The organism is Methyloceanibacter superfactus (assembly GCF_001723305.1).
Lineage (GTDB): Bacteria > Pseudomonadota > Alphaproteobacteria > Rhizobiales > Methyloligellaceae > Methyloceanibacter > Methyloceanibacter superfactus.
Genome location: NZ_LPWF01000013.1, coordinates 76,518 through 97,122, shown reverse-complemented (window position 1 = coordinate 97,122; position 20,605 = coordinate 76,518). Strand labels below are relative to the sequence as shown.

Here is a 20,605-nt window from a genome sequence, read left to right as displayed (position 1 = left end):
CGCGCTCCACGGCATCGCCAACCCCGGCCGCGTCGGCAAGGCGGATACCCCCGGCGTTACCATCGCCGAACGCGCCAATCTCGGCCTCGCCACGCTGGCCGCGCGCAAGGGCCAGGACAAGGCTTTGACGGCGGCCGTGCGCGAAGCCTATGGCGTCGATCTTCCCGCCAAGTCAGTGACGGCGCGGGGCAAGTCCGTGAATTTCATCGGCTATGGACCAGGTCAGTGGCTCGTGGTGTCGGAGACGCTCGCCCATGAGGCGCTGGCTGAGGATCTCGCCACGCGGCTTAAGGGCCTCGCCTCCGTCTCGGACCAGAGCGGCGGCCGGGCCGTGCTGCGCGTGAGCGGGCCGCGCGCCCGTGACGTGCTCGCCAAGGGCCTCGCCGTCGATCTCGACCCCCGCGCCTTCCCGGCCGGCGGCGCGGTGACCAGCACCATTTCCCATATGGGTGTGCAGCTCTGGCAGGAGGGTGAGGCTGACAGCTATGACATCGCCATCTTCCGCAGCGTGTCGGCAAGTTTCTGGCGCTGGCTGACGGCGAGCGCCGCTGAATATGGCTACGAGGTTGTCACGACATCGTGACCCGAGAAGCGCCGATTTCCCGCCGAACAGGGGCCTTGGCGCGGCCTTCGCCCTGGAAAGGTGCTTTGGGATTCGTGGCAAGAGCCGTTAGAATATCTTCCCGCTTACCGGCGGGTTTTGGGGCGCGTGCCCCACGCGGCACCGGCCAGCCGTAAACGAGGCTAAAGCGCAAGAGCACGGCCGTCGGCTCTGAAAGAGTGAGACGTCGCCATGATCCGTCCTTTGATTGCCGCGCTCGCGCTGGCCGTCATGGCGTGTGGCACCGCCGCCGCCACCGAGCCCGAAGCAAAGACCGAGTCCGACCCGTCCCAGCCCACGCGCATGGGTGAGGAGAAGGAGAAGCCGGTTTATGTGCAACTCATCGTCAAGGCGTGCCATCGCGCCGAGACGCCGCTCGAGCCCACGGGTCAAGGCAAGATCTACGACAACGAGAAGGCCCAGACCCTCGAGGAGCGGAAGGCCGCTCTGACGGCCCTCGGATGTATCGACGTGCCGGTGCCTATGGAGTTTCTTGCCGACCTCATGTCGCCCAACGCCTGCATGGGGCATGCGGGATTTCTCGCTGCCATGCAGTTTCTCGAGCAGCGGCAGGATCTCGCCGAGTTCCCGGCCGTCGGCGCATGGCAATGCGTGATTACCGATCACGAGGTGATCGGCGCGACGACGATGTAACGCCGCCGCGCCTTTATTCTTAGGCGCGCTTCAGCGTGATATTGACAACCACGGCGCGGGTCACTTCGAGAACCACTTCGTCGCCCACTTCGAGACCGTCGAAGCCCGGGACGCCCGGCGCGATGTAGATCGTCCGGGTCTTGCCGCCGGTGCCGGCGAACGTGACCAGCCGCTGTTGCCGGTTGATCGCGCTGATCGTGTCGGTCACCTCAATCGTGGTGAGGTCGCTTTCGCCACCTGACGGGGTCGACTCGACCCAATCCTGCTCGGCCACGGTCGGCGCGTTCATGTCCATGCCGGCCTCTTCCTCGTTGACAAGGCCTTCTTCCTTGGTCTGCGGTGCTTCGTCCGATTGTCTCAGCGCCGTCGCCACTTCCTGCGTGAACTGGATGGTGACCGTCTCTTTCAGCTTGATTTCTTTGATGTCCTTCACGTCGGGGCTGATGACCGCCGCGATCGTATTGCCGCCCAGCCCAATCACCGTGATCAGCCGCTCCGGCACCTCGATTTCCTCGACCGTGCCGGTCATCGTGATGGTTCCGGACTCGTCCTCGATGGGAACCTGCGCTTTCGCATCGCCGATGAAGAGCATCGCGACGCCAACAGCCAACACGCCCTTCACGGCGGCGAAGAGAACTTGCATGAACACTACCTCCCAGACAGAGAATTGCCTTTCAAAACGGCTTTAGGCCGCGTCCTTGCGGCGGGCGTCACACTATAGCGGCGCCGCGCGTGAGGGAACCGTCCTGGCGCATGTCCGGACGGTCTGCCAAAAAGTGTTACTGGGGAATTTGCGCGGGATTCGGACCGCGCCTTGGGGGGCGGCGTCTTGGGGCCGGCGTCTTGGGTCGGCCTTAGGAAGCTTTGGCCTTGGCTTTCGCCTTGCCCGACCGGGTGATTGTCTTGATGGCGGCCCGAGGGCTGCCGGACATCTCGCCGATCTTGCGGTCTTGGTCCTCGACAAAGGTGCGCGCCGGCTCGTCGCCGTCCAGGCCGCCGAGCTCCGTGGCCGGCACCTTCCGGTTGGACGTCTGCGTGCCGTCTTCATAGAACACGTCGAATAACACGAAGCCGCTCGGGCGCGCCTGCTGTTTCTTAGCCATGATACTCCAACCTTTGGCTAGGCGCCGTCCGTGCTCGTTTCAGCATCGGCGTTCGTTTCGACCGAGGCTTCGGCGGCCTCGTCCGTATCGCTCGCGCCCGTCTCGCCATCTTGTTCGTCGCCGCGTGCCTCGGCCTTGCGCTTGAGCTTTTCCTGCTTCTTCTGCGCCTTGGCCCGGGCTCGCTCGGCCTTCTGAAAGTTGTAGTTGGGTTTAAACGCCATCTCTGGTCTCAGTCTCCTCTAGTCCGTCGTGGTCTTCGCTTTGCGCGCCTTCCGTGCCTTGGGAGCGGGCGCGGCTGCCGCCGCTTCCGCATCCGCCGCCTCTTTCGCCAGGCGAAGCTCCCGCAGCCGCGCCGTCTTCTGCATCATGGCGTCATGCGCAATCTGTTGATCGAGCTTGAAGCTCTCTTGCCGTTTCCGGCTCTGACTCAAGATCGTCTCGGCATTGCGCCGCGCGGCCGAGACGCGTGGAGTCGACTTTGTCATATGCGTGCCTCCGGTTGACGGGGTGCCCCGCGCGACTTGCCGACAGTGGCGGCCGCGCCGTTCGGGCGGCGGCCACGAGGCCGGCGCCGACGTTTGCTCGCAGAGGGCCGTGCCGCGGCGGTACGCGCCGGCTGACGCTGCGCCGCCTGTTCCCGCGTTTCCGCGAGACGGTGGTCGCCGACGTCCACATCGGTCCGCATCAGCCGTTCGATGGCCCGCAGATAGGCGCGCTCACCTGGATCGCAAAGCGACAGAGCGATGCCTTGCGCCCCGGCCCGGGCCGTGCGCCCGATACGGTGCACATAGCTCTCGGGCTCATTCGGCAGCTCGTAGTTGATGACATGGGAGATGCCGGGAACGTCGATGCCGCGCGCGGCGATATCGGTGGCGACCAGGATGCGTACGCGGCCCGAGCGGAACCCGTCGAGGGCCCGCACGCGGGCGTTCTGCGCCTTGTTGCCGTGCAGCGCGACCGCGCTAACGCCCGCCTGCTCGAGATGCTTGCAAACCCGATCGGCGCCCCGCTTGGTGCGCGTGAACACAATGGCTTGGCCTGTCGCCTTGTCGTTGACTAAGTCCGTCAGAACCGTGCGCTTGTCATTGGCGCTGACGAAATAGACCTTCTGCTCGATCCGCTCGACGCTCACCTTGACCGGCGAGATGTCCACGCGGACCGGATTGTCGAGAATATCGTGCGCGAGCTTGGCGATCGTCGGCGGCATGGTCGCGGAGAACAGCAGCGTCTGCCGCTCCTTGCGGCAGAACCCGACGATCTTCCGCACGTCGTGGATGAACCCCATGTCGAGCATGCGGTCGGCCTCGTCGAGCACCAGCACCGAGACTTTGTCCAACCGCACGAGGCGCTGGGAGCAAAGATCGAGCAAGCGGCCCGGCGTTGCGATCAGAACATCCACGCCGGCTTTGAGCGCCTTGACCTGCGCTCCTTGGCCAACGCCGCCGAAGATGACGGCCGAGCGCAAATTGAGGTGGCGCCCATAGGCGTTGACCCGCTCGGCGATCTGACCGGCGAGTTCGCGCGTCGGCGCCAGGATGAGGGCGCGCGGGGCGGAAGGCGTCCGCGGCTCGGAATTGAGGGAAAGGCGATGCAGCAATGGCAGCGAGAAGGCCGCCGTCTTGCCGGTGCCGGTCTCGGCGACGCCGAGCAGGTCCTTGCCTTCGGTGAGAATAGGAATCGTCTGCACCTGAATAGGTGTCGGCGTCAGATAGCTTTCGGCCTTGAGGGCACGCAGTATCGGCTCGGCTAGGCCGAGCGTGTCAAAAGTCGGTGTCACGTATAATTATTCCTTGAACGCCAAGCACGGCGCACGGACATGCGCGATCGTGAGGACGCTTGCCTCACCCCACGCGCTTCTGGGGGCAGACGAAAATCGGGAAATTGTCTCGGGATGAGGCGCCGCACTTGTTGCGGCAGCTACGCGCGATCGCGAGCAATCAGTGTGCCTGCAACATGGAGGCCAGGTGCCATAGTGTCAAGGAGAGATGCCTAACGGCGTAAACGCCTTATGGCGCTTATGTGTCGCACGACCCCGCGTGGGCCGCTTTGTGGTAATCGAGGGATTGTCGCCGCCACAATTCGTTGTCACGCTAGGGAAACGCGGGCTTTACGGCCGGCGCTCCCGATTCAAGGGCCCCTTCGATGCTGCATGTGCCGCCACTCGTATCCACGCTGACGATTGGCCTCGTGCTCGCCTTTAGCCTCGGCGTGCTGGCGCATCGGCTCAAGCTGCCGCCGCTCGTCGGCTATCTGGTCGCCGGGATTGCCATCGGCTTTACCCCCGGGTTCGGCACAGACGTGAATATCGCCAATCAGCTGGCAGAGGTGGGCGTCATCCTCCTTCTGTTCGGCGTCGGGCTGCATTTTTCGGTGCAGGATCTCATGTCGGTGCGCGCCATCGCTATTCCGGGTGCGTTCGCGCAAGGCTTGGTGGCGACCCCGCTGGGCATGGCGGTCGGCTGGTGGCTGGGCTGGAGCCCGGGCGCCGGCTTCATCTTCGGCCTGGCCCTGTCGGTGGCCAGTACCGTGGTGCTGTTGCGCATGCTCCAGGAGCGCCGCTTGCTGGACACCGAGCGCGGCCGGATCACCGTCGGCTGGCTGATCGTTCAGGATATCGCCATGGTCCTGGCCCTCGTTCTGCTGCCGGGGCTGACCGGCTTGTTTCAGGAGGGGCAGGCGGCGCCGAACCTGGCCGAGATGGCCCGGCAGACCGCCGAAGTGCTCGGCAAGCTCGCCATTTTCATCGTCGGCATGTTGCTGATCGGCAAGAAGCTGATCCCCATGCTCCTTCACTATGTGGCACATACCGGCAGCCGTGAGCTATTCCGACTGGCTGTGCTGTCGATCGCACTCGGCTTCGCGTTCCTCGCCGCCGAGCTGTTCGGCGTGTCCCTGGCGCTCGGCGCCTTCTTCGCCGGCATGATGCTGAGCGAATCTCAATTGAGCCAGCAGGCCGCGACCGAGTCCTTGCCGCTGCGCGATGCGTTCGCCGTGCTGTTCTTCGTTTCGGTCGGCATGTTGTTCCACCCAGCGATCATCGTCGATGCGCCGCTCGCCCTGATCGCCACGGTGTTGATTATCATCGTCGCCAAGTCTGCGGCGGCCTTCGCCGTCGTCCGCCTGTTCGGCCACGGACGCACGACCGGGCTCATCATCTCAGCTTCGCTCGCGCAGATCGGCGAGTTCTCCTTCATCCTGGCCAATCTCGGCATGCGGCTCGGCCTGCTGCCCGGGGAGGGGCGCGACCTGATCCTGGCCGGCGCCATCATCTCCATCCTGCTCAACCCGATTCTCTTCGCCGTGCTCGATGCTTATTTCGCCCGCCGCGAGAAGGCCGCCGCCGATGCGGCGGAGCCGGCCTCCCCGGCGGAAGTCGAAGTGGAAGAGGAACTGCCGACGCGTGAACCCATCCACCCGACCACGCTCGAGGATCACGTGGTGCTTATCGGTCATGGTCGGGTCGGCAAGTTCATTTCCAATGCGCTGCGCGAGCGCGGCACGCCGCTCTTCATCATCGAGGACAATGCGGACGACGTCGCCGCGCTGAAGGAGCAGGGCATCGAGGCGGTGAGCGGCAATGCCGCCGATCCGGAACTCATTCAGGCCGCCAATCTCAGCGCAGCGCGCTGCCTTCTGGTGGCCATTCCCGACGCCTTCGAGGGCGGCCAAGTGGTCGAGCAGGCGCGGGCGCTCAATCCGGTCCTGCCGATCATCGCCCGGGCGCATTCGGAAGCGGAGATCGAGCATCTCATCAAGCTCGGAGCCAATCTCGTGGTCATGGGCGAGCACGAAATCGCCAAGGCGATGATTGGCGATGTCGGCGACGTGCGCTCGCCCACCAGAGCAGATGCCGGTGACGCCGCACCGTCACCGCCCGACGCCAAAGTGGTGGTGGTCGCGGCCGACGAGGTTCAGTAGCGCCGCCGGCCGGAACTTCACGGCCGATACCGGCGTGTTCTCCCCGGAGCGGCCGCCGGCCGCCGGCGAGGGTGAATCATCGGCGATCTCTTCGATCTCGTGTTCAAGGCCAATCGCAAGAACGCCATGCTGCTGGAGCGGTATTTGACGCGCCAAGTGGAGAGACAGCGTCTCGCCCACGCGCGGCTCCCGAGGATCTGATACGCTAGAAACGCATATTCGCGGAGGAAGGCCCATGCCGAACAAAGCCGGCCGAATTTTCGGGCTCCTGCTTCTCGCGGCACCCGGCCTGGCGCTCCTGCCATTCGCGGCCGCCGCCGAGACTGCGGAAAGCATGACCGAGGCGATCGGGCCTTGGGAAATCGAAGCGGCCTACAAGGGCGACACGTTCGATCGGTGCACCATTAGCCGAAAGCTCGACGACGACATCCTCGCGACCTTCATGCGCACGGGCGAGGGGTTGACCCTTTTGCTCTCCTCGCCGAACTGGAAGCTGGAGCGCGGCAAGCAATATCCGGTGACGATGAAGCTGGGCGCCCAGAGCTGGGATCGGGAGGTCGCGGCGGAAGAAAGCTCCGTCTCCATGGAGGTCAAGGACGCGAAGTTCGAGCGCTCGCTGAAAGCGGCGAATGCGCTGAACGTCGTCGCCGCTGGCGCCACCATCAAAGTGCCTCTCGACAGCAGCACGGCGGCCTTGGACCGTCTCGACCGGTGCGTCGAGAAGAACGAGAGAGCGGTCCAAACCAACCCTTTTGTGGTCCCGGCACGCCGGCCCTAGAGGCGGGCGTGCCGGAGGGCCAAGCCCCGAGGTGTAAGGAAGAGACGGCGACCGAGACGGCGACGGCCGATCCCCAGAGTACGGGCGCCGTAAACGCGACGGCCGATACCCCGCCGCCACCCGAGGCGAAACCGGCCAAGGTCGAGGATACGGCCGAGCCCAAGCCCAAGGTGAAAACAAAGACGGCGAAGAAGCGCAGCCGGAGCTTGCGCCGGGAGGTCGAGCGCCTGTTTTCGGCGCCGGGCAAGTATTTCTCCGGCCAATAAGGCCCCCTGCCGCCGTCCCACGACCCCGGAATACGAGCCGCTTTTAAGAGCGGCTTAAGTTCGCCGACGCATAGTGCGCAGTCGGAGAGAACGCCATGCATATTGTCTTAATCGAGCCAAGCCACGTCGTTCAGGCGGCCATATCGGAGATGCTGGAGCCAGCCGGCCATGTGGTGACGGCGCTCGCCGACCCGCTCGCGGCGCTGGATATGATCAAGGCGGACGAATCCGTCGACGGGGTGGTCACTGCGGCCGAACTGACGCCGATGACCGGCGTCGAGCTCTGCTGGGAGGTCCGGCTGATTTCCGGCGAGCACAGGCCGATCTATGTCGCCGTGATGTCGTCGAATATCGATGGACAAACGGCGATCGAGGCTCTCGACGTCGGCGCCGACGACTCATTCAAAAGCCGCCGAAGAAAGCAGAGATCCATGCCAAGCTGAGGGCGGCCGAGCGTCTGCTCACCTTGCAGCGCAAGTTGATCCGCCTCGCCACCATCGATTCGCTCACAGGACTGCTCAACCGCCGGGCGTTCTTCGAGCGCGCCACCGAGATTTGCGCCCAAGCGCCCAAGACCGGCAGCGTCTCGGCTATCCTGCTCGACATCGACTACTTCAAGGAGGTCAACGACCTCTACGGCCATTCGACGGGCGACGAAGCGCTCCGCGTCGTCGCTCGCGAGGTGGGGCAGGGTCAGCCTATCGTCGGCCGGCTGGGCGGCGACGAGATCTGCGTTCTTCTAAAGGGCTCCACCGAAACCGAAGCCCTGCGGGCGGCGGAGAAGCTGCGTGCAGGAATTGCCAACCTGTCCGTAAAGACCGCTCAAGGACGGACGAGCCTGACATGCAGTCTCGGCGTCAGCCAGCTCGCGCCAGGGGATGACGTCGACGGCCTGATTAGAAATGCCGATCTCGCGCTCTATCGCGCCAAGCTGGAAGGACGGGACTGTGCCGCTACGACGCCCCCGCCGGTTTGGCTTGAGGAAAATCCCCTCAAAGCGTCTCGGGTCGCCCGCGCGGTCAAGCGAAAGCCCGCCGCCTAGCCAGGTAACGGAATCAGTTTGCCGACCTCGGCCATGAGTTCGGCCGAGTTGGCGCCCCGCATCATGAACGCGGCAGCCTGGCCCCGGCCGCGTAGATCGCGCTGAATGGCGAACTCCTCGCCCTTGCTGAGGGTCGTGCCGGTGTAGACGATCACCGGAATATGCTGGGTCGATGGCGAGCCCTTGACCCGGCTAAGCAGATAGTGACCGCTGCCTTCGTCCATGTCGTATTCGGTGAGGATGAGATCCGGCTTGCTCCTGAGCGCAAGTAGATAGCCCTGCGTGCCGCCTGAGGCCTGAATGACGTTCAGGTGATACTTTTGCAGGCGCTGCGTCAGCTCTGTCAGGACGGCAGGGTTGTTGTCGACCACGAGCACGAGCGGCGCGGCCTCCGGCTGTGGCGCTTCCTCCTGAGCCTCTGCTGGCTTGTGGGCGAGAAGCTCGTAGATCAGCGGCTCGACGTCGGCCCAGGTCTCCGTGCTTTTGTGAACATAGAAGACATTCAAGTCCTCGCAGCGCTGCTTGGAGGCCTCATCCGATCGTCCGGTGAGGATAATCACGGGCACGGGCGCGAATTTCGGATCGGAAAGCCGCTCAACAACTCTGAAGCCTTCAACGTCCGGCAGGTTGAGGTCGAGGATGAGCAGGTCGGGCCGCGCCCGGCCAACCTTGAGGACCGCCCGGAGCCCGTCGCTGGCCGTCTCCACCTTCAGGCCGAGGTGACGGCAACGCAGTTCGAGATAATCCAGGATGATCGGATCGTCGTCGGCGATGACGACGGTCTTGCCTTCGAGGCTCGGCCTGCTTTGCGGCCCGGAAAGTGCTGTGCTGATCGCCGGCATCTCGCGTACACCCGTTGCGCCCGATGGGGCTCACCAAGCTCGTCGAGGCGAATATGGAACCCGAATCTAGGCTGTAAACCCTAACAGGTTACTGCGATTCGGCCCAAACCGGGAGCTAACCGGCCGCCGCCAGCGTGTCGACCTCTTCGTCGGTGAACACGCGGCTGCGCGTCAGGAAGCGCATGCCTTCCGGTGCCTCCAGCGAGAAGCCCGAGCCGCGGCCCGGCACCACGTCGATGATCAGCTGGGTATGCTTCCAATAATCGAACTGATCGGCGCTCATATAGAAGGGGCAGCCGCCGATCTCGCCGAGTTGCACGTCGCTGCCGCCGACGCTGAATTCGCCTTGCGGATAGCACATGGCGCCGACCCGTCGCAGCAGCCGCCGGATTGGTGGAACATCAGCGGGCCGTGTTGCCCCTTGAGGGCCTCGATCAAGTCGAGTGCTGCGTCCGTCGCCAGAACTCTATCGACCATTGGTCAGATCTCCTTCGCTCAGGGCGTCATTCGCCGCCGGCTCGATCCTACCGCGTTGTTGCAGCCAATGGAAAACCGTCCAGCAGATGGCCGCCCAGCCAGCGCCCACGCACCAGCCCGCCAGCACGTCCGTCGGATAATGGACGCCGAGATAGATGCGGGTGACGCCGACGGCCACGGTGAGGGCGATGGCGACGCCGAGGAAAAATACCTTGAGGCGCCGCGACGTTTGCATGCTGGCGAGTAGCGCGCCGAGCGTGAGGAAGGTCACGGCCGACAGCGTGGCGTGTCCGCTCGGAAAGCTTGGGGTGAACACCCGTGCCGCATGCGCCACCAGATCCGGCCGGGGCCGGTCGAAGGCGTGCTTCAACACATTGCTCAGCAACACGCCGCCGCCGACCGCCATCGCGACCCACAGCGCGGCGGCGCGGCGCTGCGTCATCAACAAGAAGGCAAGGACGGCGATGAAGATGATGCCGAGAACCGAATAACTGCCCAGTGCCGTGACGTCCCGGGCGGCTTCCTCCAGCCAGGGCGGCCCCAGCGGGTCGGCGGGATCGGCCGGGTTGCGCAAGGCCAGGAGAACGGTTTGGTCGAACTTTGTGGCGTCGCCTTCCAGCACCTCCTCGGCGATATGTCCGAAGGCCAAAAGAAGAAGCCCGGCGAGAAAAATCCCGCCGAGCAACCACAGTTCCGGTCTATTGCGCCAAGCCCAAACAGGAAGGCTCGTGGCCAGCGCGAAAGCGCTGTTGGGCTTGTGCTGCGTCACGCCTTCTAGAAGAAGCCGAGCGCTTTGGGGCTATAGCTCACCAGCACATTCTTGGTCTGCTGGTAATGGTCGAGCATCATCTTGTGGGTCTCGCGCCCGATGCCGGACTTCTTATAGCCGCCGAAGGCCGCATGCGCCGGATACAGGTGATAGCAGTTGGTCCACACCCGGCCGGCCTGAATGCCGCGGCCCATGCGATAGGCGCAGTTGATATCGCGCGTCCACACGCCGGAGCCGAGGCCGTAGAGCGTGTCGTTGGCGATCTCGAGCGCCTCCGCTTCATCCTCGAAGGTGGTGACCGACAGCACGGGGCCGAAGATCTCTTCCTGGAAGATGCGCATCTTGTTGTGACCCTCGAACACCGTGGGCTTCACGTAATAGCCCTCGGCGAGTTCGCCCTCGAGCTTCAGCCGCTCGCCGCCGGTCAGCAGCTTGGCGCCTTCCTTCTCACCGATGTCGATGTAGGAGAGGATCTTCTCAAGCTGATCGTTGGAGGCTTGTGCGCCGATCATGGTGTCGGCGTCGAGCGGGTTGCCCTGCTTGATCTTGTTGACGCGGGCGATGGCCTTCTCGATGAAGCGGTCGTAGATCGACTTCTGCACCAGCGCGCGCGACGGGCAGGTGCAGACCTCGCCCTGGTTCAGCGCGAACATGGCGAAAGCTTCGAGCGCCTTGTCGAAATAGTCGTCATCCTCGGCCATCACGTCGGCGAAGAAGATGTTTGGCGACTTGCCGCCGAGCTCCAGCGTCACCGGGATCAGGTTCTCAGACGCGTACTGCATGATCAGCCGGCCGGTCGTCGTCTCGCCGGTGAAGGCGATCTTGGCGATGCGCTTGTTCTGGGCGAGCGGCTTACCGGCTTCCACGCCGAAGCCATTGACCACGTTGAGCACGCCCGGAGGCAGAAGGTCGCCGATGATGTCCATCAGAACCATGATCGACATCGGGGTCTGCTCGGCGGGCTTCAGCACCACGCAGTTGCCGGCGGCAAGAGCGGGCGCCAGCTTCCAGCAGGCCATGAGGATCGGGAAGTTCCACGGGATGATCTGGCCCACGACGCCGAGCGGCTCGTGGAAGTGATAGGCGATGGTGTCGTGGTCGAGCTCGCCGAGCGTGCCTTCCTGTGCCCGCACGCAGGCCGCGAAATAGCGGAAATGATCGATGGCGAGCGGGATGTCGGCGGCGCGGGTCTCGCGGATCGGCTTGCCGTTGTCGATGGTCTCGACCGCGGCGATGAGCTCGAGATTCTCCTCCATGCGGTCGGCGATCTTGTTGAGGATCGCGGCGCGCTGGGCCGGAGACTGGTTGCCCCAAGCATCCTTCGCCTTATGAGCGGCGTCGAGCGCCAGCTCGATATCGGCCGCCTGCGAGCGGGCGATTTGGCACACCGGCTTGCCGGTGAGGGGGCTGACATTGTCGAAATACCGGCCGTCGGTTGGGGCCACCCAATCGCCGCCGATAAAATTGTCGTAGCGGGAGCGCAACGCCACCCGCGAGTTCAGGGTCTCGATGACCTGGTGAAGCATGGGATCCTCCCTTACACGTGTTTATGGTTATTTGCCCTCAATCAGAGCCCTGTCTCCGACGCTGGTCAAGCGGCGATTGGGCCTTGAAAAGTCGAGCTTGGGCCAGAGCTTATGCACCGCCAGAGCCCGTGGGAATTGTACTTTGGGCCTACGGCGCCTGGGGCACACAGCGGACCGCGCGGGAGGCCCTATTCGCCATGTCTTTTCGCGCGTTAGACGGCCTATCGGCGCGAAATCGGCGGTGGTACTCTACTCTTGATCGATAAAACGACTGAGCGCCCCAGCTTGGCGGATCGCACCGACGACAACGAGAATGAGACCAAGCGAAGGGGGGCCGTTGGAGGAAGCCCGTGCTCCACGGAGTGCAAGCGAAGCGTCATGTCTGCGGGGTGCAAACCGCGTGGACGGGTGCGGATTTGCCCGAAATCGCTGTTGCCGAGATCGCCGGAGTTCTCGACCGCTCCGATCTTGGACAACTCCTCGTCTTCTTTTCCAACCGGTACCCGGCCGACGCCCTGAGCGAGGCTTTTGCTCGCTTGTTCAAGGGGATACCGGTCGCCGGCTGCACCACGTCGGGAGAAATAACCCCCGACGGCTTCACCGACGGCTGTCTCCTCGTAGTGGCCTTCCCCAAGGCAGGCTTCACCTTCGTCAGCACGCTCATTCCCGACGTGCGCGGCCTTACGGTGGAGCGCGGGACGGAGACCGTACGGTCCTTGCGGGCAAAACTCGATCGGCTTGGCGCCGGGCGGCATGCCAATCGTTTCGCCGTCTCCCTCATCGACGGGCTGTCCAAATGCGAGGAAGTGATCGTCTCCGCGATTGCCTGGGCGCTTGACGACATCCCGCTGGTCGGTGGGTCCGCCGGCGACGATCTCGCCCTAACGGGAACCAACCTGCTTCATGACGGTCAGGTCTATAGCGGCGCCGCTCTGTTGCTTCTCGCCGAGACCGACCATCCGGTCCGCAGCTTCAAGCACGATCATTTCGAGCCGACCGAGACGAAGCTCGTGGTGACCGCCTCCGACACGGAGAGCCGAACCGTGTACGAGCTCAATGCGGAGCCGGCGGCTTTGGAATACGCGAGTTCCGTCGGTCTTGAACCGTCCTCCTTGGCGCCCATGAGCTTCGCGGCGCATCCGGTGATCGTCCGCGTCGGCGGCGACTATTATTGCCGGTCGATCCAGCGCGTGAATCCCGACGGCTCGCTGTCGTTCTTCTGCGCCATCGACGACGGGGTCGTGCTTACGGTGGCGGAGCCCCGCGACATGGTGTCATCCATGACCTGCGAGCTCGAGCGGCTCGACGACGAGATCGGCGGCGTTGATCTGATGCTCGGGTTCGAATGCGTGCTGCGGCGGCTCGACGCCGAGAATCGCCAGGTCAAGCACAAGATCAGCGATCTTTACCGGCGCTATCATGTGGCCGGGTTTCATACCTATGGCGAACAGTACAATGCGATGCACTTGAACCAGACCTTCACCGGCGTCGCGATCGGCTGCCAGGGGACTTGAGCCGTGTCGATCCAGTGGAATGAAAGAGAGCCTGGCAACGATCCCGAAGCGCTCGAGCGGCGGTTGGAAAAGGTCCTCAAGATCAACGCGGTGCTCATGGACCGAGTCGAACGGTCCATGGACCAGCAGGGCAATGCCTTCTCGCTGTTCCAGACGGCGATCGGTCTCGAGGCCAAGGTTCGCGCGCGCACCGAGGAACTGACGTCGGTTCTGCGCCGCCTGGAGCGCTCGAACGAGGAGCTGGTGGTCGCCAAGGAAGAGGCGGAGCGGGCCAATCTCAGCAAGACGCGTTTCCTCGCCGCCGCCAGCCACGATTTGTTGCAGCCCTTGAACGCGGCGCGGCTGTCGATCTCCGTGCTGTCGGAGTTGCAGACCACGGACGACGCCGGTTCGCTGGCGGGTCAGATCGACCAGTCGCTCCAGACCATCGAGGATCTGATCAAGACCCTCCTCGATATCTCCAAGCTCGACGCGGGCGTGGTGAAGCCGGAGGTGAGGGCATTTCCCCTCGACGAGGTGCTGTCGGTGCTGGAGGCGAGCTTCCGCCCGCAAGCCGCCGCTAAGGGGCTGAAGCTCAAGGTCCGGCACTGCGGACTTCTCGTGGAGAGCGATCCCATGCTGCTCCTGCGGGTGCTGCAGAACCTCGTCTCCAATGCCGTGCGCTACACGCAAGACGGTGGCGTCCTGGTGGGTGTGCGGCGGCGCGGCGAGCATTGCGTGATCGAGGTCACCGATACCGGATGCGGCATCTCGGAGAGCGAGCGTGAGACGATCTTCGAGGAGTTTTACCGGGGGAAGGCGGCGGCGGGCGGCGCGCACGCCGGCCTGGGGCTCGGGCTCGCGATCGTGCAGCGCACAGCCTCGACCCTCGGCCACCCGCTGGTCCTGAAGTCGGAGCCCGGCCGGGGCTCGACCTTCCGGCTTGCGCTTCGACATGCGGGTCCGGTCCCGAGCGCGTTTGCCGTGGCCGAACGGCGGGAGAGCCCCGACGCCGCGACGGACGCCGTCGTGCTACTCATCGAGAACGATGAAGATGTCCGCACCGCCACGCTGCGTCTGCTGAGCCGCTGGTCGTGCCGCGCGGTGACCGCCGAGCGGCTTGAAGAGTTAGGTCCTCTGTTGGCGGGCTTGGACGGCCTGCCCGATATCATCCTGGCGGATTACCACCTCGACGAGGGCGAGACGGGTCTCGCCGCCGTGCAGATGGTGCGGCGGCTTGCCGGGCAACAAATTCCCGCGGTGGTCGTCACCGCGGACCGCAGCACCTCGATCGTCGGCGGATGTTCGGGCGGCCGCCTGCGAGTTGATGCACAAGCCCATCAGACCGGCGGAGCTTCGAGCGCTCATGACCCACCTCTTGGCGGAGCATCGCGCGTCGCGGGCCTAATCTCTGTTGGGCTGACCGTTGAGGATCGCCTCGAAATCGAGTTGCGCCGTCTCGATGACCGCTTGCGTGCGGCTCACCACGTTGAGCTTGCGCAAGATTTCCGAAACATGCGCCTTGATCGTGGTCTCGCTGACGCCCAGCTCATGCGCGATCTGCTTGTTCAATCGGCCGTGCCGCAGCAGGTGAAGCACGCGCATTTGGGCCGGGGTCAAATCCGCCACGCGGCTGCCGATATCGCCTGGCGCGGCACTCCCGCGTGCGCCAGACATGGCCGCTGCCAGATCGGGGGGCACGAACACGGAGCCGCCCAACACTTCCGACATCGCCTCGGCGAGCGTCGCCTTATCCACGGATTTGGAGACGAACCCGGCGGCGCCCAGCCGAATCGCTTCCTGCACGATCCTAGGATCGTCGAGGCCGGACACGATCATGATCGGGATCCGGGGAAAGGTGGAGCGCAACAGCATCAGCCCATCAAAGCTCGATGTTCCGGGCATGGACAGATCGAGCAGGATGATCTCGATGCCGGGCTCGCTGCGAATGGCGACGCAGGCCGCGTCGATGCTCCCCGCCTCGAACACCTCCACATCGGCCAGCGCGAACTGGACGGCGCCCCGCAAAGCTTCGCGGAACATCGGGTGATCGTCGACGATGAGCACCTTGGTCATAGGAACCGGCGACCGGCGGCCTCCCTCAGTTGAAAACCCCGTAAACCCGGGCCGCCTTCCTCCATACTAGTCCTGCCGCCCTACGAGGCGAGTATTCTTTCATGCGAGTCGGGTATGAATCGGGAGGAGCCCGAGCGCTTGGGGAACCGCCTTTTGCGGCAGGCGTTCAGTTCCAGATGACCACTAAGGGAGGGAAATTGATGGCCAATGACGCGAATCGGGGCGGGACCAATCCGGTGCTCGTCGTCCTGCTCGCCATAGCGGTGATCGCCTTGGGCGTGCTGGGCTATTTCTACTATCAGAGGCAGCAAGAGGTGGTGAAGATCGACGTTCCCGGCTTCGAGGGTTCCATCACCAAAGGCGACGGCGTCGATATCGAGATCGGCAAGGAGAAGGACTAGCCGTCCGGCAGAAGCACCGCGGCGCCGGACAGTTCGCCGTTGCGCAGCGCTGCAAGCGCCGCGTTCGCCTCCGACAATTTCATGGGCACCACGCTAGTCTTGACTGGCACGGTCGGCGCTAGCGCCAGAAACTCCCGCGCGTCGTCGCGGGTGAGATTGGCCACCGAGCGCACCACACGTTCCTCCCACAGAATGTCGTAGGGGAAGCTCGGGATGTCGCTCATATGGATGCCGCCGCACACCACGACGCCGCCCTTTTTCACCGCACGCAAGGCCGCCGGCACCAGCGCGCCGACCGGGGCGAAGATGATCGCCGCGTCCAGGAGGTCCGGCGGGGCCTGGTCCGAGCCGCCCGCCCACACGGCGCCCAGCGACCGCGCGAAGTCTTGCGCCGTGGTGTCGCCGGGACTGGTGAAAGCGTAGATCTCGCAGCCTTGCGCGCGCGCCACTTGCGCCACGATATGCGCCGCGGCGCCGAAGCCGTAGATGCCGAGCCGCTTGGTGGGCCCGTGAAGCGCGTCGTCCGCCATCTTGAGACAGCGATAGCCGATCAGTCCGGCGCAGAGCAGCGGTGCGGCTTCCGCGTCCGAATAGCCGTCGGGCAGGGCGAAGCAGTAGCGCGCGTCCGCCACCGTATATCCCGCATAGCCGCCGTCGATCTGATAGCCAGTGAAGCGCGGGTCGTCGCAGAGATTTTCGCGTCCCTCACGGCAATAGGGACAGGTGCCATCGGTGAAGCCGAGCCACGGCACCCCGACGCGCATCCCGATCTCGAAGCCCTTCACCCCGGGCCCCAGCGCCTCGACCCGGCCGACGATCTCATGGCCGAGCACCAGAGGCAGCTTAGGTTGGTTTAGTTCGCCGTCGACGATGTGCAGATCGGTGCGGCACACCCCGCAAGCGAGCACCTTCAGCAGGATCTGGTCATGCCCCGGTATCGGCACCGGCAGCTCGCGCTCTTTGAGCTGCTCTCCGGGCGCCTCCAGCACCATGGCATGCATCGTTTCCGGTGGCATGAGGCTCGCGCCCCCTATTGCACGCCGCTCAGGATCGCCGCTTGAATGGCGGGATCGGGCCGGCCGAGCCATTTCCGCTTGTCCCCGGGGCTGATCAGAAGTCCCCAGCCTGGCGCGCCTGCGGCGTGAACAGAACGTAGAGCTGGTTGTCGCCGCAATCATGCGGCTTACAGATCCAGCCGAGCGTATAGGGCTGACCGCCGACCGGAACGGACTTGGAGGGGGCGGACGTGGCGTTCTGCGTTTGGGTGAAACTGTTGACCCAGGGCGGCACCGTCTCTCCCGCCAGCATCGCCTTCCACGCCTTGAGATAAGCCGGTTGGCCCATCAGATCGGGAAGATACGACGCCTCCTCGTCGCGGCGTAGACCGCCGCGGGCGAGAGAAGCAGGAGAACGAGCAGCCACCTGGTAAGCATGGGAGACTCCTAAAGGTCGAAACGCGGATAGCGGCGCGCGCTATTTCCGCAATGCGTCCGTGATGGCGTCCTGGATTCGCTTGTTCGGCCGGCCGAGCCAGGAGATGCCCTCGGGGCTCGCCAGCATACCCCAGGCGTCGCGCGCTTGCGGCGCGAACAGGACGTAGAGTTGATTGGCCTCGCAGTCATTGGCCTTGCAGGTGAAGCCCAGCGTATAGGTCTCGCCGTCCAGCGGCACCGGAATGGTCGGTGTCGGCGGTCCGTCCAGGGTGGCGCCGAAGGTTGTCACCCATTCCGGCGGCGTCTCGCCCGCCAGCATGCCCTGCCAGGCATAGACATAGGCCGCAGCCGCATCAGCTCGGCCATCGGCGGGGCCTTGGCCGGTCCGGCCGCCGGGGCATCCTCGGCAAGCGCCGGCGCGGCAAAGGCCAGCAGCACGGCAAACAGCAGTCTCGCAATCATAGTCACTCCGTCGTGCGCATCGTTTGAGGTCAAGCCGCGAAGGATGGCATGGGCAAAAGCGAGCGTCATCCTTCGAGGGCACCGCTTCCGCGGGCCGCCTCAGAATGACGACTAATATGAGAGTTTAATGACGGGGGCGCCCGCCTGGACGAACCGGCCTAGTGGCGGACCAGCGGCCAGCCCTGGACATGCGGCCGCAGCGCCGTGATAGGGGCATCGGCGGCCTGCTCATAGGCGCCCGAAGCTTGGCGCCAGTACGGGCCAGGAGATGACGCTCCGGCACCTGCACCGAGGCACCCCACAGCGCGGTGAAGGCGCGCTGTGCGAGCAACGCCGTGTCGGGCGCGTCCATGTGGAATAGGATCAGCGGATTGCGCTTGTCGGCATCGCGGCGCATGGCGTCGCCCGACCAGCACATATCGGCGCCATAGGTCACTTGCTCATGGGCGTCGAGCAGGCGCGGGTTGCGCGCCCAGCGGATCAGCCCCGTGGCCGGCGCGTTGGGGGACAGCGCCGAAAGGGTGTGGAACAACTGCCGAAGCTCGTCTTCCGGTTCGAGCTTGGCAAGGATGGCGCAAGCCTGCACGCCGGCGGCGGCGAGCGTGTCCTTCATGACGATAAGGCTTGCGCCGGGGTCGAATTGGCCGATCGCAGGATCATATTGCAGGAGGCGCACGCGCGCCGGTCTCGCGAGCCCGCTCGACAAACCCCGACAAAGCGTCGAGATGCCGATCGAGCTCGGCCTGCTTGAATTCGTTGATGAGTTCCGAACCGACCACAAGGCGCATGAAGTTCCCCCGCTGATGTGGAAGTGCCTGCCGGGCCGACGCTATGGCGCTTGCCCCCGTCGGTGACAGGAATAGCCCGCGCTAGGTTAAGGAAGGCTTGACTGCCGTCCGTTTTCGCGACGCCAAAGGTTAACGTCCACCGGGCCAAGGCCCGCGGGTCCTTCCATCTGGGGGTCGTTGCAAAGTGCGGGAACGGCGGCTGCCGCTTCCGAGATCCCTCTGAAGACCGGCCGCGGCGCTCCCAACGCGGCCAATCCATCCCTATTGAAGGTGGGAAATGTGACAGGGGTTGGACGGGGAGAGCAAAGTCCCGGCACCCCCATGCAACAAGGTCGCCTACATTTGTCCCTAGGGAGTTTGCCCCTCGCTGTAGCAGCGCTGTCATAATCCGCCGCTAGCGTTCGAAGCTCCTGATAAGAGCCTGTCGAAAAGCCCCGGCCCCCGCCTTCACTAGCGGCCGGGGCTTTTCTTTTGGCGGGTTTCGGCGATTTTTGCCGATCCCAAAATTTTTTTCGGAGGTCGAGGAACCATCGGGGGCTTCCCACGTTCGGCTCTTACGGACCCGGCGCGGCGCGACGAGCCCCCCAGCCCCGACCTGCGCCGGGACTCCGGAACTTCCCTCATCCAAGCCCGGCTCTTCGGCCGGGCTTTCTTTTTTGCGTCGTCCCCGTCCCGCCTCAGGTAGCGCAAATCGCGGTAGCGCAACCAAAAGAACACCGCTTCAATTTGCTATTTTGCGTTGCGGGACGTTCGTCATTACATTTTCCAAGATGACCGAGACACTTTCCAAAGACCAGATCCTCGCCGCCCTGAAAGGCGTGCGCGATCCCGACCGCGATGCCGATATCGTATCGCTGGGCCTCGTCTCCGAAGTGGTGATCCACAAGGGCAAGGTTTATTTCGCGATTTCAGTGGACCCGGCGCGCGCGGCTGAGCTCGAAGATCTGCGGCGGGCGGCCGAGAACGTGGTGAAAGACATTCCGGGCGTCGAGGGCGTCGCCGTGACCCTCACCGCCGACCGTGAGCCCGGCTCCGGAGGAACGGCAATGGCGCGGCCGCCCAGCCCGCGCCGCAAGCCCATGCTCCCCAAGGTCATGCACCTCAGGGCCCTGGCGCACCGCGCCGGGCGCGGCCCGCGATGCCCGCCAGCCGGGCGGGTGCCTGGGGTGAAGAACATCATCGCCGTGGCCTCGGGCAAGGGCGGCGTCGGCAAATCGACCACCGCGGTCAATTTCGCGTTGGCGCTGAAAGACCAGGGCCTCAAGGTCGGCGTGCTCGACGCGGATATTTACGGGCCGTCCATGCCCCGGCTTCTCGGCATTCACGGCCAGCCGCAGCAGCTTGCCGGCAACAAGCTCGATCCCATGCGCGCTTACGGGCTGAAGGTCATGTCCATGGGCTTCCTCGTCGATGAGGAGACGCCGATGATCTGGCGCGGTCCCATGGTCATGTCGGCGTTGACCCAGATGCTGAAGGATGTGGCCTGGGGTGAGCTCGACGTGCTCGTGGTCGACATGCCGCCCGGCACCGGCGACGCGCAGCTCACCATGGCCCAGCAAGTGCCGCTGGCCGGCGCCGTCATCGTGTCGACGCCGCAAGACCTGGCCCTGATCGATGCGCGCAAGGGCTTGAACATGTTCAAGAAGGTCAATGTGCCGGTGCTCGGCATCGTCGAGAATATGTCGACCTTCCTCTGCCCTCATTGCGGCGAGCGGTCGGACATTTTCGGCCATGGCGGCGCCAAGGCTGAGGCCGAGAGGCTCGGCGTGCCCTTCTTGGGCGAGGTGCCGCTCACCATGGCCGTGCGCGAGACCTCCGATGCGGGCAAGCCGGTGGTGGCGACGGACCCGGACTCGCCCGTTGCCGCGGCCTATCGGCAGATCGCCGCGCCGCCTGGAGCGAGCTTGCCAGCGCATCCGGCGGCGATCGCCAAGCGCCCAAAATTGTCATGGAAAACTAAAGGCTTGCAGGGCGCA

The 20,605-nt window shown here is 64.7% G+C and carries 23 protein-coding genes and 3 pseudogenes; 12 read left to right on the top strand and 14 right to left on the bottom strand.

All coding sequences use genetic code 11. From position 1 onward, the window contains the following. The first annotated feature begins 13 nt into the window (after nucleotides 1–13). The gene (locus AUC69_RS04305; protein ID WP_083239080.1) at nucleotides 14–583 is read left to right on the top strand and encodes a sarcosine oxidase subunit gamma; all 570 of its coding nucleotides are present in this window, start codon (nucleotides 14–16) and stop codon (nucleotides 581–583) included. A 210-nt stretch (nucleotides 584–793) separates the two neighbouring features. Then, nucleotides 794–1,255, top strand: coding sequence for a hypothetical protein (locus tag AUC69_RS04300; RefSeq protein ID WP_069441055.1), 462 nt, complete (start codon nucleotides 794–796; stop codon nucleotides 1,253–1,255). 19 nt (nucleotides 1,256–1,274) lie between these two features. On the opposite strand, the gene AUC69_RS04295 is transcribed toward AUC69_RS04300, so the two are convergent. The 5 genes from AUC69_RS04295 to AUC69_RS04275 form a co-directional block, all read right to left on the bottom strand. Continuing rightward, nucleotides 1,275–1,898: a hypothetical protein gene (locus AUC69_RS04295; protein ID WP_141700579.1), complete on the bottom strand. Its 624-nt coding sequence runs from the start codon at nucleotides 1,896–1,898 to the stop codon at nucleotides 1,275–1,277. A gap of 211 nt (nucleotides 1,899–2,109) precedes the next feature. After that, nucleotides 2,110–2,358 (bottom strand): hypothetical protein, encoded by a 249-nt coding sequence (locus tag AUC69_RS04290; RefSeq protein ID WP_069441053.1) that lies wholly within the window; start codon nucleotides 2,356–2,358, stop codon nucleotides 2,110–2,112. Nucleotides 2,359–2,375: 17 nt separating this feature from the next. Continuing rightward, nucleotides 2,376–2,579: a hypothetical protein gene (locus tag AUC69_RS04285; protein WP_069441052.1), complete on the bottom strand. Its 204-nt coding sequence runs from the start codon at nucleotides 2,577–2,579 to the stop codon at nucleotides 2,376–2,378. An 18-nt stretch (nucleotides 2,580–2,597) separates the two neighbouring features. Then, entirely contained in the window at nucleotides 2,598–2,843 is a 246-nt protein-coding gene (locus AUC69_RS04280; RefSeq protein WP_069441051.1) for a hypothetical protein, read from the bottom strand. Then, entirely contained in the window at nucleotides 2,840–4,135 is a 1,296-nt protein-coding gene (locus AUC69_RS04275; RefSeq protein WP_069441050.1) for a DEAD/DEAH box helicase, read from the bottom strand. Before AUC69_RS04275 ends, AUC69_RS04280 begins: the two co-directional genes overlap by 4 nt. Nucleotides 4,136–4,500: 365 nt before the next feature. On the opposite strand from AUC69_RS04275, the gene AUC69_RS04270 reads away from it, so the two are divergent. The 6 genes from AUC69_RS04270 to AUC69_RS04250 all read left to right on the top strand — a co-directional run bounded on the left by AUC69_RS04270 (nucleotide 4,501) and on the right by AUC69_RS04250 (nucleotide 8,362). Continuing rightward, nucleotides 4,501–6,276 carry a cation:proton antiporter domain-containing protein gene (locus AUC69_RS04270; protein ID WP_069441049.1) on the top strand — a complete coding sequence of 592 codons (1,776 nt, stop codon included), beginning with the start codon at nucleotides 4,501–4,503 and terminating at the stop codon, nucleotides 6,274–6,276. A 99-nt stretch (nucleotides 6,277–6,375) separates the two neighbouring features. After that, nucleotides 6,376–6,477 carry a hypothetical protein gene (locus AUC69_RS19615; protein WP_425283500.1) on the top strand — a complete coding sequence of 34 codons (102 nt, stop codon included), beginning with the start codon at nucleotides 6,376–6,378 and terminating at the stop codon, nucleotides 6,475–6,477. Nucleotides 6,478–6,511: 34 nt separating this feature from the next. Continuing rightward, complete coding sequence (locus tag AUC69_RS04265) at nucleotides 6,512–7,054, top strand: hypothetical protein (protein WP_069441048.1); 543 nt, start codon at nucleotides 6,512–6,514, stop codon at nucleotides 7,052–7,054. 8 nt (nucleotides 7,055–7,062) lie between these two features. Next, the gene (locus tag AUC69_RS04260; protein WP_069441047.1) at nucleotides 7,063–7,320 is read left to right on the top strand and encodes a hypothetical protein; all 258 of its coding nucleotides are present in this window, start codon (nucleotides 7,063–7,065) and stop codon (nucleotides 7,318–7,320) included. 95 nt (nucleotides 7,321–7,415) lie between these two features. After that, nucleotides 7,416–7,763 carry a response regulator gene (locus tag AUC69_RS04255; RefSeq protein ID WP_069441046.1) on the top strand — a complete coding sequence of 116 codons (348 nt, stop codon included), beginning with the start codon at nucleotides 7,416–7,418 and terminating at the stop codon, nucleotides 7,761–7,763. Nucleotides 7,764–7,786: 23 nt separating this feature from the next. After that, nucleotides 7,787–8,362 (top strand): GGDEF domain-containing protein, encoded by a 576-nt coding sequence (locus AUC69_RS04250; protein WP_069441045.1) that lies wholly within the window; start codon nucleotides 7,787–7,789, stop codon nucleotides 8,360–8,362. On the opposite strand, the gene AUC69_RS04245 is transcribed toward AUC69_RS04250, so the two are convergent. From AUC69_RS04245 to adh, 4 genes and pseudogenes are all read right to left on the bottom strand, one after another. Beyond that, nucleotides 8,359–9,204, bottom strand: coding sequence for a response regulator (locus tag AUC69_RS04245; RefSeq protein ID WP_069441044.1), 846 nt, complete (start codon nucleotides 9,202–9,204; stop codon nucleotides 8,359–8,361). The two genes, AUC69_RS04250 and AUC69_RS04245, sit on opposite strands and share 4 nt — an antisense overlap. 115 nt (nucleotides 9,205–9,319) lie before the next feature. Then, nucleotides 9,320–9,681: pseudogene (locus tag AUC69_RS04240) on the bottom strand (DUF779 domain-containing protein). Beyond that, the gene (locus AUC69_RS04235; protein WP_244500083.1) at nucleotides 9,671–10,450 is read right to left on the bottom strand and encodes a phosphatase PAP2 family protein; all 780 of its coding nucleotides are present in this window, start codon (nucleotides 10,448–10,450) and stop codon (nucleotides 9,671–9,673) included. Before AUC69_RS04235 ends, AUC69_RS04240 begins: the two are co-directional and overlap by 11 nt. A gap of 5 nt (nucleotides 10,451–10,455) precedes the next feature. Then, nucleotides 10,456–11,976: an aldehyde dehydrogenase gene (gene adh / locus AUC69_RS04230; RefSeq protein ID WP_069441043.1), complete on the bottom strand. Its 1,521-nt coding sequence runs from the start codon at nucleotides 11,974–11,976 to the stop codon at nucleotides 10,456–10,458. 350 nt (nucleotides 11,977–12,326) lie between these two features. On the opposite strand from adh, the gene AUC69_RS04225 reads away from it, so the two are divergent. Both AUC69_RS04225 and AUC69_RS04220 read left to right on the top strand, forming a co-directional pair. Continuing rightward, on the top strand, nucleotides 12,327–13,490 hold the full coding sequence (locus AUC69_RS04225; RefSeq protein WP_069441042.1) for an FIST N-terminal domain-containing protein: 1,164 nt from the start codon (nucleotides 12,327–12,329) through the stop codon (nucleotides 13,488–13,490). A 96-nt stretch (nucleotides 13,491–13,586) separates the two neighbouring features. Continuing rightward, nucleotides 13,587–14,877: pseudogene (locus AUC69_RS04220) on the top strand (ATP-binding response regulator). On the opposite strand, the gene AUC69_RS04215 reads toward AUC69_RS04220, so the two are convergent. Further along, nucleotides 14,874–15,512: a LuxR C-terminal-related transcriptional regulator gene (locus AUC69_RS04215; protein ID WP_342018527.1), complete on the bottom strand. Its 639-nt coding sequence runs from the start codon at nucleotides 15,510–15,512 to the stop codon at nucleotides 14,874–14,876. The pseudogene AUC69_RS04220 and the gene AUC69_RS04215 sit on opposite strands and share 4 nt — an antisense overlap. A 233-nt stretch (nucleotides 15,513–15,745) precedes the next feature. Between AUC69_RS04215 and AUC69_RS04210 the strand changes: the two genes are divergently transcribed. Continuing rightward, nucleotides 15,746–15,946, top strand: a complete 201-nt coding sequence (locus AUC69_RS04210; protein WP_069441040.1) for a hypothetical protein — start codon at nucleotides 15,746–15,748, stop codon at nucleotides 15,944–15,946. On the opposite strand, the gene AUC69_RS04205 is transcribed toward AUC69_RS04210, so the two are convergent. The 4 genes from AUC69_RS04205 to AUC69_RS04185 all read right to left on the bottom strand — a co-directional run bounded on the left by AUC69_RS04205 (nucleotide 15,943) and on the right by AUC69_RS04185 (nucleotide 18,517). Continuing rightward, complete coding sequence (locus AUC69_RS04205) at nucleotides 15,943–16,947, bottom strand: zinc-dependent alcohol dehydrogenase family protein (RefSeq protein WP_069441076.1); 1,005 nt, start codon at nucleotides 16,945–16,947, stop codon at nucleotides 15,943–15,945. The genes AUC69_RS04210 and AUC69_RS04205 overlap by 4 nt on opposite strands. 109 nt (nucleotides 16,948–17,056) lie before the next feature. Then, nucleotides 17,057–17,368: an Ivy family c-type lysozyme inhibitor gene (locus AUC69_RS04200; protein ID WP_141700577.1), complete on the bottom strand. Its 312-nt coding sequence runs from the start codon at nucleotides 17,366–17,368 to the stop codon at nucleotides 17,057–17,059. Between the two features lie 51 nt (nucleotides 17,369–17,419). Beyond that, nucleotides 17,420–17,923, bottom strand: coding sequence for an Ivy family c-type lysozyme inhibitor (locus AUC69_RS18940; RefSeq protein ID WP_280136612.1), 504 nt, complete (start codon nucleotides 17,921–17,923; stop codon nucleotides 17,420–17,422). Nucleotides 17,924–17,965: 42 nt separating this feature from the next. Beyond that, a complete protein-coding gene (locus AUC69_RS04185; protein ID WP_141700576.1) occupies nucleotides 17,966–18,517 on the bottom strand; it encodes a hypothetical protein in 552 nt (183 codons plus the stop codon). 882 nt (nucleotides 18,518–19,399) lie between these two features. On the opposite strand from AUC69_RS04185, the pseudogene apbC reads away from it, so the two are divergent. After that, nucleotides 19,400–20,589 (top strand): annotated as a pseudogene (gene apbC / locus AUC69_RS04180) (iron-sulfur cluster carrier protein ApbC). Nucleotides 20,590–20,605: the final 16 nt, after the last annotated feature.